General features: G+C 55.7%; 17 protein-coding genes. 8 read left to right on the top strand and 9 right to left on the bottom strand.

Annotated features, from left to right (window positions below; all coding sequences use genetic code 11):
* The 3 genes from J3361_RS21810 to J3361_RS21820 form a co-directional block, all read left to right on the top strand.
* The coding region (locus J3361_RS21810) for a transposase domain-containing protein (protein ID WP_156422410.1) at positions 1 to 97 on the top strand (97 nt) is incomplete at its 5' end.
* Positions 98 to 229: 132 nt separating this feature from the next.
* Entirely contained in the window at positions 230 to 1,243 is a 1,014-nt protein-coding gene (locus J3361_RS21815) for an SIR2 family protein (RefSeq protein ID WP_207966274.1), read from the top strand.
* 10 nt (positions 1,244 to 1,253) lie between these two features.
* On the top strand, positions 1,254 to 2,987 hold the full coding sequence (locus J3361_RS21820; RefSeq protein ID WP_207966275.1) for an ATP-binding protein: 1,734 nt from the start codon (positions 1,254 to 1,256) through the stop codon (positions 2,985 to 2,987).
* 211 nt (positions 2,988 to 3,198) lie between these two features.
* Here J3361_RS21820 and mobH read toward each other — a convergent pair whose 3' ends face one another.
* On the bottom strand, positions 3,199 to 4,923 hold the full coding sequence (mobH, locus tag J3361_RS21825; protein ID WP_207966324.1) for a MobH family relaxase: 1,725 nt from the start codon (positions 4,921 to 4,923) through the stop codon (positions 3,199 to 3,201).
* Between the two features lie 231 nt (positions 4,924 to 5,154).
* Here mobH and J3361_RS21830 point away from each other — a divergent pair, with 231 nt between their 5' ends.
* The gene (locus tag J3361_RS21830) at positions 5,155 to 5,349 is read left to right on the top strand and encodes a hypothetical protein (protein ID WP_025214500.1); all 195 of its coding nucleotides are present in this window, start codon (positions 5,155 to 5,157) and stop codon (positions 5,347 to 5,349) included.
* 134 nt (positions 5,350 to 5,483) lie between these two features.
* On the opposite strand, the gene J3361_RS21835 is transcribed toward J3361_RS21830, so the two are convergent.
* Positions 5,484 to 6,446, bottom strand: coding sequence for a zincin-like metallopeptidase domain-containing protein (locus J3361_RS21835; protein ID WP_207966276.1), 963 nt, complete (start codon positions 6,444 to 6,446; stop codon positions 5,484 to 5,486).
* A gap of 130 nt (positions 6,447 to 6,576) precedes the next feature.
* The gene (locus J3361_RS21840) at positions 6,577 to 6,906 is read right to left on the bottom strand and encodes a hypothetical protein (protein ID WP_207966277.1); all 330 of its coding nucleotides are present in this window, start codon (positions 6,904 to 6,906) and stop codon (positions 6,577 to 6,579) included.
* Positions 6,907 to 7,356: 450 nt separating this feature from the next.
* Between J3361_RS21840 and J3361_RS21845 the strand changes: the two genes are divergently transcribed.
* Positions 7,357 to 7,755: a DUF3742 family protein gene (locus J3361_RS21845; RefSeq protein WP_207966278.1), complete on the top strand. Its 399-nt coding sequence runs from the start codon at positions 7,357 to 7,359 to the stop codon at positions 7,753 to 7,755.
* Here J3361_RS21845 and J3361_RS21850 read toward each other — a convergent pair.
* From J3361_RS21850 to J3361_RS21870, 5 genes are all read right to left on the bottom strand, one after another.
* Positions 7,744 to 9,285, bottom strand: coding sequence for a conjugal transfer protein TraG N-terminal domain-containing protein (locus J3361_RS21850; RefSeq protein ID WP_207966279.1), 1,542 nt, complete (start codon positions 9,283 to 9,285; stop codon positions 7,744 to 7,746). The genes J3361_RS21845 and J3361_RS21850 overlap by 12 nt on opposite strands.
* Before the next feature lie 10 nt (positions 9,286 to 9,295).
* Entirely contained in the window at positions 9,296 to 9,604 is a 309-nt protein-coding gene (locus tag J3361_RS21855; protein ID WP_207966280.1) for a hypothetical protein, read from the bottom strand.
* 3 nt (positions 9,605 to 9,607) lie between these two features.
* Positions 9,608 to 10,990 carry an integrating conjugative element protein gene (locus tag J3361_RS21860; RefSeq protein ID WP_163854401.1) on the bottom strand — a complete coding sequence of 461 codons (1,383 nt, stop codon included), beginning with the start codon at positions 10,988 to 10,990 and terminating at the stop codon, positions 9,608 to 9,610.
* Positions 10,987 to 11,943: a TIGR03756 family integrating conjugative element protein gene (locus tag J3361_RS21865; RefSeq protein WP_163854399.1), complete on the bottom strand. Its 957-nt coding sequence runs from the start codon at positions 11,941 to 11,943 to the stop codon at positions 10,987 to 10,989. The genes J3361_RS21860 and J3361_RS21865 overlap by 4 nt, the downstream gene beginning before the upstream one ends.
* Positions 11,944 to 12,062: 119 nt before the next feature.
* A complete protein-coding gene (locus J3361_RS21870) occupies positions 12,063 to 12,320 on the bottom strand; it encodes a helix-turn-helix transcriptional regulator (RefSeq protein WP_207966281.1) in 258 nt (85 codons plus the stop codon).
* 160 nt (positions 12,321 to 12,480) lie between these two features.
* Here J3361_RS21870 and J3361_RS21875 point away from each other — a divergent pair, with 160 nt between their 5' ends.
* Positions 12,481 to 12,738, top strand: coding sequence for a LasR-specific antiactivator QslA (locus J3361_RS21875; protein ID WP_207966282.1), 258 nt, complete (start codon positions 12,481 to 12,483; stop codon positions 12,736 to 12,738).
* 96 nt (positions 12,739 to 12,834) lie between these two features.
* Entirely contained in the window at positions 12,835 to 13,398 is a 564-nt protein-coding gene (locus J3361_RS21880) for a hypothetical protein (protein WP_207966283.1), read from the top strand.
* Between the two features lie 332 nt (positions 13,399 to 13,730).
* Here the strand turns inward: J3361_RS21880 and J3361_RS29730 are convergent, their stop codons facing one another.
* The gene (locus J3361_RS29730) at positions 13,731 to 13,853 is read right to left on the bottom strand and encodes a hypothetical protein (protein ID WP_279382090.1); all 123 of its coding nucleotides are present in this window, start codon (positions 13,851 to 13,853) and stop codon (positions 13,731 to 13,733) included.
* A 135-nt stretch (positions 13,854 to 13,988) separates the two neighbouring features.
* Between J3361_RS29730 and J3361_RS21885 the strand changes: the two genes are divergently transcribed.
* On the top strand, positions 13,989 to 15,548 hold the full coding sequence (locus J3361_RS21885; RefSeq protein ID WP_207966284.1) for a hypothetical protein: 1,560 nt from the start codon (positions 13,989 to 13,991) through the stop codon (positions 15,546 to 15,548).
* The last annotated feature ends 15 nt before the right edge of the window (positions 15,549 to 15,563 follow it).

Here is a 15,563-nt window from a genome sequence, read left to right on the forward strand (position 1 = left end):
CCCGTACGCCTATCTAAAGGATGTTCTCACGCGTTTACCGACGCAGCGGGCGAGTGAAATCGAGCTGCTGCTTCCGCATAAGTGGCAGCCGGTTTAATCACGCAAGATGTGATGCCCGGACGCATACTCTCGATTGCGTACGGTGAACTCTCGGATATTGAACCTTGTAGGCTTATCAGGCCGCAAAGCGTAGTCTTTAAGGACCGGTACAAATGGCAAGGATAGAATTTTGTCTGACCTGAATTTTGAAAAACAAGCGCAGGACTATTACGGCAAGGTTCCTCTCATCATCCTGGGCAGCGGTGCATCGGCCGCTCACGGCATGTCAGGAATGGGTGCGCTTGCGAAGCACTTGGTCGCAAATACCAACACTTCTAGCCTGTCTGCCGCCGAGATTGAGGCTTGGGAGATATTTTGCCAGGTCCTATTGGACGGCGTTGATCTGGAGTCGGCACTGCATCAGGTGGCGGTTACTGAAGAGCTGACCTCCAGAATTATCACCGCAACCTGGTCGCTCATCAGCTCTGAAGACATTCAAATCTTCCACGATAGTCTTCAGAACCAAGCGATGTTTCCGCTGAGTCGACTGCTGCGCCACATGTTCAAAAGCAGCCTTACCAAAATAAATATCGTCACTACGAATTATGACAGGCTGGCAGAATATGCCTGCGATCAGGAGGGGGCCCATCATTACACGGGCTTCTCACACGGTTTTTTTCGGCAGCGTGCTGCACCGAATGAAATCACGTCTGCACGCAGGGTGAATATCTGGAAGGTTCACGGTTCGCTGGACTGGTTTAAATCGCCTCTTGAAGACATCGTAGCCCTTACAAACATTCAAGGAATACCTGCTAACTACAAGCCGGAAATCGTTACCCCGGGCACACAGAAATATCAAACGACGCATTTAGAGCCATACCGCTCGACTATCCACAATGCCGATTTGGCCATTACCGCTGCCAACTCATACCTGTGTATTGGCTACGGCTTCAACGACGAGCATATTCAGCCGAATATCATGTCTAAATGCCAGCGCCAGAATACCCCGATCACGATCATTACCTATGCACTCTCAGATGCTGCCAGAAAGCTCATCCTTGACGGCAAGGCGCAGAATTACCTGGCAATAGAAAGGGGAGCAACTGACGCCCAGTCCATCGTCTACTCCTCTTTGAATAAGACTCCGGTGACCGTTGAAAAAAACATTTGGAGTCTTGAGGGTTACCTGTCACTCATCATGTAGGGAAGAAGAGATGCCAATTTTTGACTTTAAGGATAAAGACGCGCTGGGGAAGGTTGCCTCTGTTGACACGACAAACGTGATCGTGGACGTGGAAAATGTCGACCAACTCAAAAGGTTGCAAGTCAACCATCTGGCCGTACTTCAAAGCAGCAGGCCCGGACAGCATCTCATCGGCCTCATCACCCAGGTGACCCGCAAGCGCGGCATCGAGGACATCGCAGGCGATGGCATCAGCGATCAGACTTCAGAACTCAACCTTTGCAAAATCGCCCTAATAGGTACGATGCTGGATCGCGACGGCGGTAAAGAAAACGTCTTTCGCCGCACTTTGGAAAGTGTTCCAGAAATCGACGCGAATTGCTTTTCGCTAGAGGGCGAAAACCTTACCAACTTTATGCGCACGCTCTCCAGCGTCTCAGCCGATGGGAATGCCTTGACGCTGGGCAAATACACACTGGACGAACATGCCGTCGCCTACCTCAACGGTAATAAGTTTTTCCAGCGCCACGCCTTCATCGGCGGCAGTACCGGATCAGGTAAATCCTGGACGACAGCCAAGATCATTGAGCAGATGGCGGGGCTCTCTACGGCTAACGCCATCGTTTTTGATCTTCATGGTGAATACTCGCCGTTGGTGGGCCTAGGCATTCAGCACTTCAAAGTGGCCGGTCCCGCAGATGTTGAGGCTAAACGCACCATTGATGACGGTGTGCTTTACCTGCCTTACTGGTTGCTTTCGTATGAAGCACTCGTGGCAATGTTTGTTGACCGGAGTGACCAGAATGCGCCCAACCAGGCCATGATTATGGCGCGTGAGATCAACCAGGCCAAAAGAAAGTATCTGGAGGATGGCGACCAGCAGGAAATTCTGAAGCACTTCACCGTAGATAGCCCGGTTCCGTTCGATCTGAATGTTCTGATGGACAGGCTAAATGAAATCAACGTCGAAATGATTCCCGGCGCGCGGGCGGGGTCCGAGAAACAGGGTGACTTCTTTGGGAAGCTTGCCCGCATGATCTCCCGCCTTGAGAACAAAATTTCTGATCGACGCCTGGGATTCATGTTCAGCGGCGGCGGAGACGTTCTGGATTTTACCTGGCTTGAAAAATTCACCACTGCCGTGCTCGGCAGCTCTGGGGAAAATGGCAAAGCTGGTATCAAGATCATCAACTTTTCCGAGGTTCCATCAGACGTTCTCCCGCTGATCGTTTCCCTTGTCGCGCGGGTCACATTCTCCGTCCAACAGTGGACGCCATCCGAGCTGCGCCACCCTATTGCGCTTCTCTGTGATGAAGCCCACCTCTACATGCCCCAACGAAGCATGGCGGAATCAGCTGACGATATTTCCCTGGATATTTTCGAGCGCATCGCCAAGGAAGGTCGCAAGTACGGTGTCAGCCTTGTCGTGATAAGCCAGCGTCCGTCCGAAGTGAATAAGACGATGCTCAGCCAATGCAGCAATTTCGTATCCATGCGGCTGACCAACGCCGAGGATCAGGGCGTTATCAAGAGACTTCTTCCCGATAGCCTCGGTGGCTTCAGCGACATCCTGCCGACCCTCGATACAGGCGAGGCCCTGGTTGTTGGCGATGCGAGCTTGCTGCCAAGCAGAATCAGAATTGATGAGCCTATAAACAAGCCGAATAGTGGCACGGTCAATTTCTGGGATGAATGGCAAAAGCCAGTTAAAGACAAGCGACTGCCGACGGCAGTAGATAACTGGCGTAAGCAAAACATCCAGTAATTGCTTAACGAGGTGGCAGTATGGAGCGGCTTCATGGCCGCTCCGTATGAAGACTCAAGGGCGCAACGCTCTTGAGTTCATCACGCGATGAATTTTCCTGCGAGACCAGGACATTCTGATGCTATAGGATTCTCGGTCGCCGCGCACTGCGATATTAAAGGCCTCCCATTTGCTGAATTGCTCTCCGAGCTGGGCTTACAGTTACGGAAATTTATAGCTCTGCGATTTTAAGGAAAGGATTGTCGGGGGGGATCGATTCGAAAAACAGCTTCGATTCCTCAATCAAGTATCCCTTTAAAATAGTTGTCCTTCTAGGGCCTTGTACTTGACACGCCCAGATATTTAGGCTGTCGCCCCGCTTCCTGTGCACCTTCAGTTTTTCGAACTGCTTTTGCACCCAGCGCCATGCCTCAAACTCCTGATCTGAACCCTGCGAAACGCCTGGAAATTCCTGTGCGTAACGTTGGAAGAGACCAGGCGTGACCAGAAATACGCTGCCACCCACCGTGTGGATTTTGGCCTTGCTGTCATTGATGATCAGCTTGTGGCTCAAAATGCCTTCCTTGACCCAATTCAGGAATGCCTGGCCTGGGTTATCCGATTGAAGCTTTGAAGTATCGTCAGCACTTTCTGGCAGAGCATCGTTGGCCTCAGGCTCGTCCAACTCGAACATGTCCAGCAGCGTGTCGAGGTAATCGGCATCCTCTAGCTCCATCGGATCCGGCTGCGGTTGGCTTTGACATGATTCTGCGCTGACTGCGTCGGGCGCTGGTGTCGGTACCGGGGTGTCAGATGAGTGTTCATGAGCCGCAATACTCACCGTTCCGCTGAAAGCCTCAGGCCGGTCTTCGTTCCCCCAGATCAACGCCGGTTGAAGGCGCAGAAAGGTAAAGCTGTGCTGCCAGTCTCCCTGTGTTACTTGCGCAGTCCAGATGGCTTTGCCTTCCCGAGTGGACTCAACCAGGCCATGCGATTGCAGTTCGTCGAACACCGCGAGGTTGGACGAGGGAATGCCCTCAATCGATTGCGACAGCAGATAGGCTCGTAGCTTGTCTGTGACCGTCTTGCTGACGAGCCAGAGGGCGTCCTGGGTCAGCCATCCTGCGGCACCTGGCTGGTTGAGTTTCAGCTCATGTTGAACCAGATGACGTAGTCCGGTGATCAAGTGATGTTGCAGCGAATGCGTCGGGGCCTGCAGTGCCTTCTTCGGGTTGCCACCGATGTTCTGCGCGGTGGAAACACGGTCGGCCTGCATCACCAACTCACCGAGCACGCCGGCGCGTTCGTACTGGCCCGCCAGGACATACAGCAGACTGGTCCACAGTGGCGGAAATCCACTGAGCCAATCGAGGATTGTACGGTCGAGAATCTGGGTATAGATCAAGCCTGCGGCCGCGCCGTGCAGGTGGTAGTCACGACCCTTGAGGTAGCGAAAGCGGTAGGGCTGATCCAGGGATCCCTGCCAAGGATGCCAGACACTACCGTCTTGGCGTTCGACCAGCAGGTCCACGGCGATCTTGCCGATGTCATGCAGCAGGGCGCCGTAGGCGATGCCTGCGGACCACGCGTCTGTCTGAGCGGCTTGGTCTTCGGGGGCGACACCTGTGGGCAGCAGATATGACTGACGCAGTTTCAGACTACAGGCGACCAGCTCCAGGCCATGGTCGAGCATGCCGCCAAGATAAGCATGGTGGTGCGTCTCGCTGGCCGGGAGTTGTTGGACCAGCTCGGCGTAGCGATGGATCGGATTTAAATAGAGCTGCCTGAACTGCTGATGGGAGAGGGCGGTGTACTGCCAGATGCGATCGAGCAACTGGCGGCGATGCTCGGCTGCTAACAAGCTCTGGGACGATTCGATGGGCAGGTACCCATCGGCGACGTTAACGGTTGGTGGCGGAGGAGGCTTTTGCCTTTTTTGCCGAAACAGACTGAGCATCATGGTCCTCCCGGGAACTGGCAAAGTCAGTTGCCTTTTAGCCTTTTCGGATAGGGCTCTTACCCTTGACTCCCCATTCCCTTCCAACCCTTACCGGTCCTTTTGACGCGGTTCCCTTTGTGCGGCAATTGGAATATCGATTTGTCCTGGTGCCGTTTTGTTGGATGCGCATGCTGGTACGAAAAAGGAAAGTGTCGGTACACTGCGGTGCGAATTTTATTGGGTCTTGCCATGAACCTCACTGACGCCACGCTCGTGCTGCTGCTCGCGGCACGTATCCATGGAACAGACGAAGCCGTCAGGGCCTCGGCGAAAAGCGTGGTCAAGAAGCTTCCGCGCAGCAAGCGTGATCTGATCTACAAGGTGATCGACAGCCGAAGTCCACTCGAGCTGGTGGATTACCTGGCGGAGAATCTGGATACGTAACGGCGTACTGCGGTTACGGGATTACCTCATGTTCTTTGCGTCAGAGCTCCGCAGTGTGGGGATTTTTCTGGGCATAGAAAAAGGGTCCAACTCGTGTTGGACCCTATGAATCGTGTGCAGCGGTGAGGTGACGATCAAGCTCCGTCGCTCATCCATCGCGAGTCATCCATTACCGTCTGCTTCCGTTGCTGCTCCAGGTTGAGCACATACTCCGAAGCACATCGGGCCTGGCCACTGGCGCGGAAGATGGCGCGGTTGTCAGCCTTGAGCAGGCCGAGCCAGGAGTCGATGTAGCCCTCATGCCTCAGCTCTCCCTGAATGCCGGCGTAGGCACATAAAAAAGCGGCGCCCATTTCGGCGATCAACTCTTCAAATGCATAGCCTGGCAAGCCAAATGGACACGGAGAGGTCACGCCTTCGCGCTGCAATCGAGAGTGGTGGCCGGTCCAGTGCGTCAGCTCGTGAAGCGCGGTGGCGTAGTACCCACCCTGATCGTGGAATTGCGATTTTGTCGGCAGTTGGATGAGATCCCTGATCGGGTGGTAAAAGGTTTCGTCGGCAAATCGATGAATGATGTTTGCGCCCGAACGTAACAACAGATTTTCCGCAACGCCGTTGGGGAAGAAGGGATCGCTCGGTTCCGTCTCGAGCACGGTTTTGTTGAGCGTTTCGAGCCCTTCCGTTTGCTCGATGTTGAACAGAAAATGCGTCCTGAGAATGCCAAAGTGAGCGACCTTGGGCTGACCGTTTTCATCGAGTACGGGTTGGCCTGATTCGGTCTGTTCCTCGCGTTCCATCGGTTTGTAGAGCACTGCCAGGGTGCTGTGCTCACCCTTACGGATGTGCCCGCCGGCTTTTTTGGCTTGGTTGAAAGTCAGCCAGCGATCTTGAGTGAACCCCTGCAACCTAGCCTCGGTCCAGAGCAGCGGTAAATTGATGCCCGAATAGGGGCGCTGGGTGATGGCGTTGATGGGGTAGGGGTGGTGATGAGTGACGTCAGTTGAGCCATTTGAGGACCAAGGTTTGATCCAGGGCGCTACGCCTTGGTCTAACGCGGTAACGATCTTGTCTGTCACGTCTTGGTAGATATTGCGCATGGCATTTTCCTCGAAAAACCGGAGGAACGCCTTGCCCGTCGGGGAGGGTTCCCCGGTGGGTGTTGATTGGATTGGTGCAGGACTGCGTATAGCCTGAGTTGGATCAGTGGCCGGGTATGGCCGTTTGCGTTTAGCGTTGCTGCTCTTCCGCAAGCGCTATCAGTAAGGCGTTAGGTTGGTCTGATGCCTGAAGTAGGCTGAGGCTCAGTCGCAGCAATGGTTCATGATCTGCATCACTCACTGAGACGAACTTGGCTACCTCAAACACCACGTAGGGTGCGTTTGGATCGGCCAGGTGCGCTTTGAAGGCTGCGCGTACGATGTTGCTCAGCCTATCGAGCTGCAGCTTTTCAGGATGATTTGAACCATCGAGCAATACTGCGTGTTGCCACGCGTCTGGAGTGAACACGACGGGCAAGCGCAGGGTGTTCAGTGCTTCGGATGTGAGTGAGTCGGACATGGTGTACCTCCGTTGAGCGCGCGAAGAAACCTGCCCCTTAGGGGAAAGAGTTTCCCCGCAGTGGGTTGAAGAAAAGCAAGAGGGTTTGGGACGAGCCGAGCTCGAAAGGCGCTCGGGAGAGGAGTAGGCGTTCATCACCGTGAAACGTGACCGTGCGAGCCACCGAACGCTAATCGCACTTGGGGGAACCATCACCGGAGTGACCTAGCTTTGAAGGCTCTGGCTACCTGGGAAGGTGCTGTCGATAACAGCGATCCGTACCTTCTATGTAGCTGGATGATCTGGATGGGTCAACGGCCATAGAGGCGCGGGTGCACGAGCTGCGTCTTCTGTCTTCCAGTGAAGTTTTTTTCGACCGAGCAAGCTGATAAACGGTTAAGCAAGGGCGATTTTCAGTAGTAGGCTGTAAGCTCGATTTCCACAGGAACACGCTCAGAAGAGGGCGCAATCATGCCGGGTCAGCAGCCACTTCAAATCTCCCTCGCACACCGCTGGGCATATGCATGCGGTATGTTCGCAAAACGTGGTTATCGCAAGTTAAAAGGGTTTGAGTCCCGCGTAGCTAAACGTGCGGTGGCGACAGGTATACCTGCGGGTGGGCTATTGGTTCGCGGGACCTTTCTAATTACGAAGCTGGCATTCCTCCTTGGGTTGCTCTTTATCGGTTTCTGGCTGGTCGCTTCTGTGGTGACGATGATTGCTGTAATTGGTCTTCTGGTGTCCAAGGCTGCCATTGATGCGGATATTAAAGAGGCGGCACCCGGGCCAGACTACCTTGGTGCCGACCTCTACATCGGTGACTTCGACGACAACGGGCATTACATCGGCGACAGCAAATCATCTAATTGAGCGGCTAGCCGCCCCCACTATTTGATCCGTACCTTTGCTTGCTGAATCACTCGCTGCTTTGCTGCCGTTCGCCAACATGCCTTGAATCCCGTTTCCTACTGCATATCCTGTCCAGCTCATAGCTCCAAGGAACAGCATAGGCAGTACGATGAACATTGCCCCCATCACATACTCAATCACCTGCGCCGTGACGGTCCCGTCCATAAAACCGGATGTGGGCAGCGACAACAGCACCTGATTGGACGCCGACACTTGGTTGTACAAGGTATCGAGCATGCTGGAGTCGACCCAGCGGGCCAACTCCCACCAGAAGGTCAGCATGTGCAACGTGAACAGCGCGAACGTCACCGTCATGACGGTTTTCAATTGGTAGGTACTGACCAGCAGGATCAGCGGCAAACTGATGATGACGCCCATGATCAGGAAAGCCTGCACCATGGGCAGGGCGGCGCGTAGCGCATTCATCGCCGGGAAGTTGCTGAAGGAGCCGAGGGCGAGCCCAGTGTTGGTGGCCAGGTTATTAAGTCCCTGATTGATCGATCCGCCGCGAGCACTGGAGCCATAGTCCTGGTACACCTGTCCGGGCGACATGGACATCGATTGTTGGCGCGGGCTGACCAGTTCGCGAAGCGTGGCATCCTCAATCTCGTTGCTTGAGCGACCAGTCAACCAGCCTTTCAGCTGAGTCAGTAGCGAAGGATCGACTTGCTCGATCAAGCGCGCTCGCAACCCGACACCGCTGTCATTCCACCACTGTTTGCAAGTGGGGTAGCCCGCGCCATTCTCCAGCCGTGACAAGGAAGTATCGCGGGTCTCATCGTAGGGCCAGCTGACTCGCGGTGTCCGTGAGCGATCGGTGTCGTAGTAACCCGGAGTGTCGAGAAAATAGCGTGAGCCGATCCAGGACGCATCATGACTTTGTGCCTTGTCCAGCTGAGGACGGTTGGTGAACAGCCGAGATCGGGAATAGCCATAGCAGTCGCGAGTGAAGTCTGCGACTTCCTGCAGCAGCACCTGGTTATCGATGCGCGAACTGTCGATCTCCATGCGCATCTGTCGGATATCCGGTGCACAGGGGATGGAGGCGGTGGCCGCTGCGGTCACTCCTTTACTCAAGGCGTGAACCAGAAACCACCAGATCGGCACGTTGGCAGAGCGTTTGCCGATGGTGTTGAACGTGGTGCCCCAAGCGGTTTCCGCTGGCTTGGCCACACTAATGCCGCAGCGCTGGCTTGCCGCATCATCGAACGCCATTGAGGCAAGGTTCAACGGAAAGACGGGCGCACAGGCGAACAGTACGACGATATAGGCCAGCCATAATCGGTTCTCAATCCGCGGCACAGAGAGCAATCCCTTGTTGCCTTCATCCGCGCCTTGCTGACGGGCCGACAACCATTCTTGCAAGATGATTGCACCAAGGGGCGCGGCGAACAGTCCAGTATCGGACAGGACGTTCCAGATACCGTTGTTGATGATCCATGCCAGCAGGGAGAGGTAAAACTCCAGGTAGCTGTTGGTGCTCATGAGCATGGTGGTGACCTCACAATCGAGTGAGCTCGACGCAGGTAAAGAGCAAGAGCCCTAATGTCCCGGCGCGTTTCACGCGCAATCGGTCCTGCGGTCGATGTCGGTAGCGCCTCAGCAGGTCCCGCCAGAGCGCAAAGAGGACGCCGTAGAGCAGGGCGCGCCACCACCGCAGATAAGGCCGTATCGATTCCAAGGCTTGCTGCCAGACCTCGAAACTGCCCAGCGCAGTGCGGCCGATCCAGGCGACCAGTGCGGCGGTCAGGATCATCGCTGCTGCAACCCACAGACTTGAAAGCAAAGTGAATAGCAGTGAGCGTTTCATGGCTCACTTGCGCCTGGCGTCAGCGTCGTTGAGTCGGCCAGGTTCGGGGTCGCCTTGCTCGACGGTGCGCGACGCATCGGCGCCTCCGGCATGCCGATCGAGCACGAGACTGGCGGTGTTGGTAGCCAACATTTGTCGAACCTGCAACTCGGTCTGCAGTAGGCGTATTTCACGCTCCAGCGTGTCGATGTTTTTCTTCAAGGCCGTTTGGGCCGGTTCAGCGGAAGCGATGTTAGGTTCGTGACTGCCTGCCAGCAGGGTGCGCAGTAGCAGGAGCGCCTTATTGAGTACGCTGGACAGGGCCGTCTCACTGGCCAGGCGCCGCGCCAGGAGTTCCTGATCAGGATCGTCGCGCAGGGCTTCGATCACACCACGGGTCACCGGCAGCATTGGGCTGGAGGCTTTGGCCAGATTGTCTGGGGTAGGCGACAGTGAACCGGACAATAGCCCTTGCAGGGCCTTGAGGTGTTCACTGTAGGCCTCCTGGATCAGTGGCGTCAGTCCGCTGCCAGCGGTAGCCCGCAGAGTCTCGCAGGTGTCGCAGGTCGCGACTTCGGTCTCGCCCAACACGCGAACAGCCCATTCGGATTCCTCTTGGGGTGAGGTCCATGCCTGGCAAATAGCGCCGCCCAGGCAATCACTGCTACTGATCGAGGCGCTGTCATCCACGGACCGGTTATGCAGCAGGTTGTAGCCCGCGCGCACCACATCGGAGGTTGCCCGGATGGGTGTTTGTCCGCTACCTCCAGCCTTCTGCCCGCCGACCCAAGACACCCCATTATTGCCGTTACGGGCCTCGGTGTTTTTCACCGCGGCCACTGCATCACCGCCGGTTTGTTCGAGGTTGCCCTGCATCTCCTGGTTCTTGGCCAATGCGCCCCAGCCGGCTTGACCGACCTTATCCGCCATCTTCTCGGCCATGGCCTGGCAGGTCAGCTTGGAACGGTCGAAGTCAATACGCCCCTGCAGCACCCCATTACTGAGCAACTCGTAGAGACCGGGATTGGCGCGCTGAATAATCAGCGCCGGCAGCGACATGACTGCTTGGGTCGCGTTCTGCACGATGCTGCCCATGATCTGCTGGAAACCTTCGGTGACGCCGTTCAACTGGTTTTGCAAGGTGTTGGTGAGGCTCATGTTTCCGCACATCATGTTCGCCTGCCAGGATCCGCCGACACCGAGCCCGTTGGGGCGATAGAGCGAGCTCGGCGAGCCCGCTGCCGAGCCGCCACCGATGGTGTACATCACCCGGTCGTCGAGTACTTCGCCTTGAGTGCCTAGACGGTAATCTTCCTCGGCGGCGTGGGCATGCGTGGTCACGGCGAGCAGTCCGCAGAGCAACAAACTCATCGGGCACACCCATGGTTCTGTAAGAAGCCGATTCATGAAGCACCACCGTCGAAGTCGATGCTGAACAGGAAGGTCTGTCCCTCTCGCTTGCAGCAGCTATAGGGACGCCACAGCGACCAGGCGTAGCCGCCATCTGCACTCTGCACCGGATCGCTGGGGAAGATGGCGCATGTGGGTTGAACCAGAGGGGAGAGCAATTGCCATTTGTGGGTCGAAGCGTCGTTTTCAACGATTGGGCCAGGCGGCCAATAACCATCGCGTGGTACGGGTATGAGCGGGACATACACGTGCGGTTGCCAATTGCGGGTAATGACGTCACCCGCTCGCTGCGCCATCACCGCAGCGGCTTTGAAGTCGTCGGGTTGCACCAAAAATCCTTGCCGGGGATAGACGTTGCCCCACATGTTGCCCGCGAGCTGACGACCGATCTCACGGACTCCCGGTAAAAGTGACTCGGGATAAAGACTTTCAGGGATGCCATGACGCCAGGCCAGTGAGTCCAAAGTGCTGAAGTAGTAGGACATGAACGCAGTGGCGCCGCTGGCGCAGGCGTAGCCGGATTGCGAGGCAAGTTGCGTGGCGGCCCAGCCACCTGGATGACCGATGGCATCAACGTTTTTGAAACGAGGCAGATTATCGCGCTGGGTGTTCGGCGTGATCAGGTTACCGCCTCCTTCCGCCCCACTGATAGGAGAGGATAGGGCGGCCATCTCGGTCCACGGATTGGCACCGGTGGTGGCATAGCTCGAGACCACCAGCTCAGGAATGAAGTGACGAACCTTGGTTGAGGTTTTAACCGTGCAGCCGAAGGGGGTGCAGAGCAACCAAAAGCAGATGCCGACGACTCGGTACTCGAGGCAGTCTGGAGAAAGTACGGAGGCGGTAATGTTGCCGGTATCCAGCGCTACGCTTGACCCAGATGCCAGCAAAATGCTCAGCACCAACGGATGTAATTTCTGGGGCGAAATGTGCGGGCAGGCAGCAGACATGGTCCAGGCTCTGGGTGTATGGCCTGGACAGGTTCAATAATCGGGAGAGGGGTGTCAGTGGGAAAGCCGAACGCAGGATTGTCGCTTTCTAACGATCTTCTAGATCAGCAGAGGGGCATTCAGCGCTCAGCGCTCAGCGTACGAGCCAGCACGTCAGACTCAATGAGCAACTGATCCGTTTTGATCTCGAAAATGTTGGCGAGTTTGCAGAGGACCAATAACGACGGGTTGCCTACCCCTCGTTCGATTTGACTCACGTAGGTACGATCCACCTCGGCCATGAGCGCCAATTGCTCCTGGGTAAGGTTCTTCACGCGTCGCATCGAGCGGATGTTTTCCGCGAGTTGCAGACGGAGCTGTTCGAAGTCTTGAGTCATGCGCGCAAACTGCGCCTTGAGGGACTCTCAATCCACGGGATATAGTCTACATGGCTCTGATTCGGGCGTTTTTTTGATGCTTAAGCGAAGTGCCAGTTTTGTTTCTATGCTGCTTGGGACAGACCCAGCATTAATAATTAAATCGAAAGCTAAGGTGTCTATGGACGAAAATTACGTTTCAATTCCGGCGGCGGACGGTTGCCCGAGTCTTTTGACGCCGTGGGGCAACGAATTTGCGCCCATGATCGAACGTGGCGTGCAATGCGCCCAGGTCTGGCTCGATACGCCCGGTGAAATTCCACTGTGGTGGGAGCTGGCGCAAACACGCAAGACCTTTCCTGTCGGTGACTGCCAGGATGCTTTTGAAGCCGGATTTTTGTTGAGAATTCAGCAGCGGCTTCGAGGTGTGTCTAAATAACTCTGTGAGCGAGCACCTGGTGTTGTTAGCCAGGGTGATGCGGCGGCATTTCATAGAACCTTGCGGTTTCAGGGATCGGAACAAAGGAGATGGACCATGACCGTGTTTAACGTGAACTTCGCTGCCGATGACATGGAAGGCAAGACCGTATTGGTCTTTCTCAAACCGCAACAGCCACAGCGTAACTACCGAATTCACGCTTGGCAGGTATTGACCGGTTTGGCTGGCTCCACCGAGTCATTCAGCTACGAGGCGATCATCGAAACCGATGTGACTACAATCGATGAAGCTGATGGCCCGATTGTGTCGGGGCGTCAGGGTATTTCGCCTGGCGCGCTCTTGCAGGCGATCAGTCCGAGCGGAATATCGCCATATTTGGAGCCGGCCCCGATATCGCTGGCGAGGGAGAAACTGACACCAGAGCAGTGTGGGGTGATCAACAAGACCAACCCTTACATGCAGTTTGACTGCAACTGGTACGTCAACGGATACCCGGTGGTGACCATGCCCAACGTGGATTCGTCGATGACGGTGAGCTTCGAGTACCTGCCGTGCTTCTACTTCATGGTGACGGCACCACCGATAGTCGGTCAGACGTACATCGTGCAGAACTTCTCTGACATGACTCAGTACATCCCCCCATCCCCGCCGCTGAGGTAGATGTCATCTTGACTCGTCCCTACGGCCTGTGGAACTTCGACTTCAGTGCCAAATGACCCAGGCTCGCTACGGCGCACGGTTCCGTCACGTATTCCTTTCCGAGAAACGGAAATACCACTTCCTGACCTGATCCATAGATGGGAAGCCACGCTTCCCGCTCCCCCGCCCAGTGCTGTCAGCCGATCTTCCTCTCCAACATCTAGTCCATCCGCAGTTGAGCCCGCTTAATCAGATGCCACACCTGCTGTAACTGTGTGATTCGGACCGCTCTGGTTACCGGGACTCTCATAGGCCGCGTCCGTTACCTGTGTCTGCCGCGCTTAATGGAGGAGCTAGGCCAGGGCCGTGACGATGCGCAACGGCGCGATATGCATGAACTGCTGCACGCCCGCTACGGCAACCGCCCTCTGGTCACCGGGCAACGAAATTGACGGCAATAGGAACTTCAAGCTCACAATGCAAACCTGCGTCGCTGCGCTCCAACTACCTGTATGAAGGAGCGTGAAATGAGTGTCCGGACATTGGTGGCTGAGTGTCTGGATGGCGTGGATCCGCAGCCAAGGCCATAAATCATCTGAAACAGAGACTCAATGAACCAAGAAAACGTTGTTACGCCGGAACAAGCGACGGAAGAGATGCGGCGCTTGGCAAAGAAAATCGAGCGCAGCTCTTCGAAGTCTCTGGAGGCGATGAAGGATATACAGCGCAACTGTCAGGAGAAAATCCAAGAACTCAAGTACGAGTTGAGCACGGATCTGATCGCAAAGGCCAACGAACCCGTCGCGAGAGCAGTTAGCCTCCTTAACTGGATCCTGGTTGCTGTGGTGGTGATCGGTGGCGCGCTCGCCTGGCTGACCACCAGTAGCCTCAAGTCCACCTTGGAAACGCTCATGACACAGAGGATTGAGTCTTGGCTGTCACTGGACGATCAGCACTCGCCGGCTAGCAAGACCTTTGATGCTTACCGGACCCGTGCCTTGCTTGACTCCTACATGATCCAGCTCGCTCGGCAGAAGTCGCAGCACAGCTCCATCGTCGATCTACGCTTCAAGGTTGGCGACCAGAAACGTCTGATGGCGATAGTTCGCTCGCCATCATCTGACCACCAAGATTTTTACGATGCACTGCGCTTGTTGGCAGTGGCTGGTGGGGAATGGGGCGTTATCGTCGGTGAGAACGAGTTAGGGCGCGATCTTGTTGGACTAATTGAAGACCCACGCTTTGACTCAAGGAGAAAGCTGGACATACTGCAGATCCTTTCGCGCAATAAAAATCTGGTGGACGTCGAAGCGAGATACCTACAGGACGCCTCGGCACCCGAGGCGCTTCGTTACCAGTCCTATCTCAACCTCAAGGACTATGACAAAGGTTCGCCCCTCGGTGAACTCGCACTGAAATACGCTACCAACCTTTTGCAAAGTACCTCCCGTTACAAGGTTGAGGAGGCGCTCGAACACATCGCAGCGGCCGATCCGTTCAGTGCCGACTTGGCGGCATTCCTTCAGGCGCTGCCGGAGCTACAGCGCGATGCAAGGATGGACTACCGTCTGGCAGTAGCCAAAGGCTGGATTACGCAACTCCCTTCTCCTGACATGATGAGTTTCTACCTCCCGGAAGAAACCGAACCGGTAGACCGGGAGGCTATTCGGGCGAGGGTCGCGACTCTGATTAGCGATCTGCTGGAGGATGGCCTAATGCTGGGAATGGATAATACGCTCAGTGGAAGGTCTCACCTGGCGATTCGTTATGCGCAAGTCACAGGTACCGCCATTATCAAGTCTTTTCCACTGGAACGGTTAATGGGGGACCAACAGCTCATGCAGGCAATTTATGAGCATCAGTATCCCAAGGGCCTAGAGCACTTTGCCCGGTTCTTCTCGGTAGCGGACAGAGGTGAGGTCGTCGCGCTGGCGAAGCTGACAGTGCTTGCGGACGCATTGGGTGTCGGGAGTGACCCATCACAGCCCAAGGAAATTGTCGGACGGTTGGAGCTCGTGCCGGACGCAAAACTTCGGTTTACTTGGAGGGACAGTCTGGGGGATTGGCAGAGTCGCAGCATCGACGCGCTGGACAAGGCGAGGGTCAGCATGGTGTTCGACAAGGACGCTATTTCCTATAAGGGCGTTGACCCTACCGACTGGATCTTCTGATCGTCCATCTTGCTT

The organism is Pseudomonas sp. OA65 (genome assembly GCF_017498305.1).
Classification (GTDB): domain Bacteria; phylum Pseudomonadota; class Gammaproteobacteria; order Pseudomonadales; family Pseudomonadaceae; genus Aquipseudomonas; species Aquipseudomonas zanjanensis.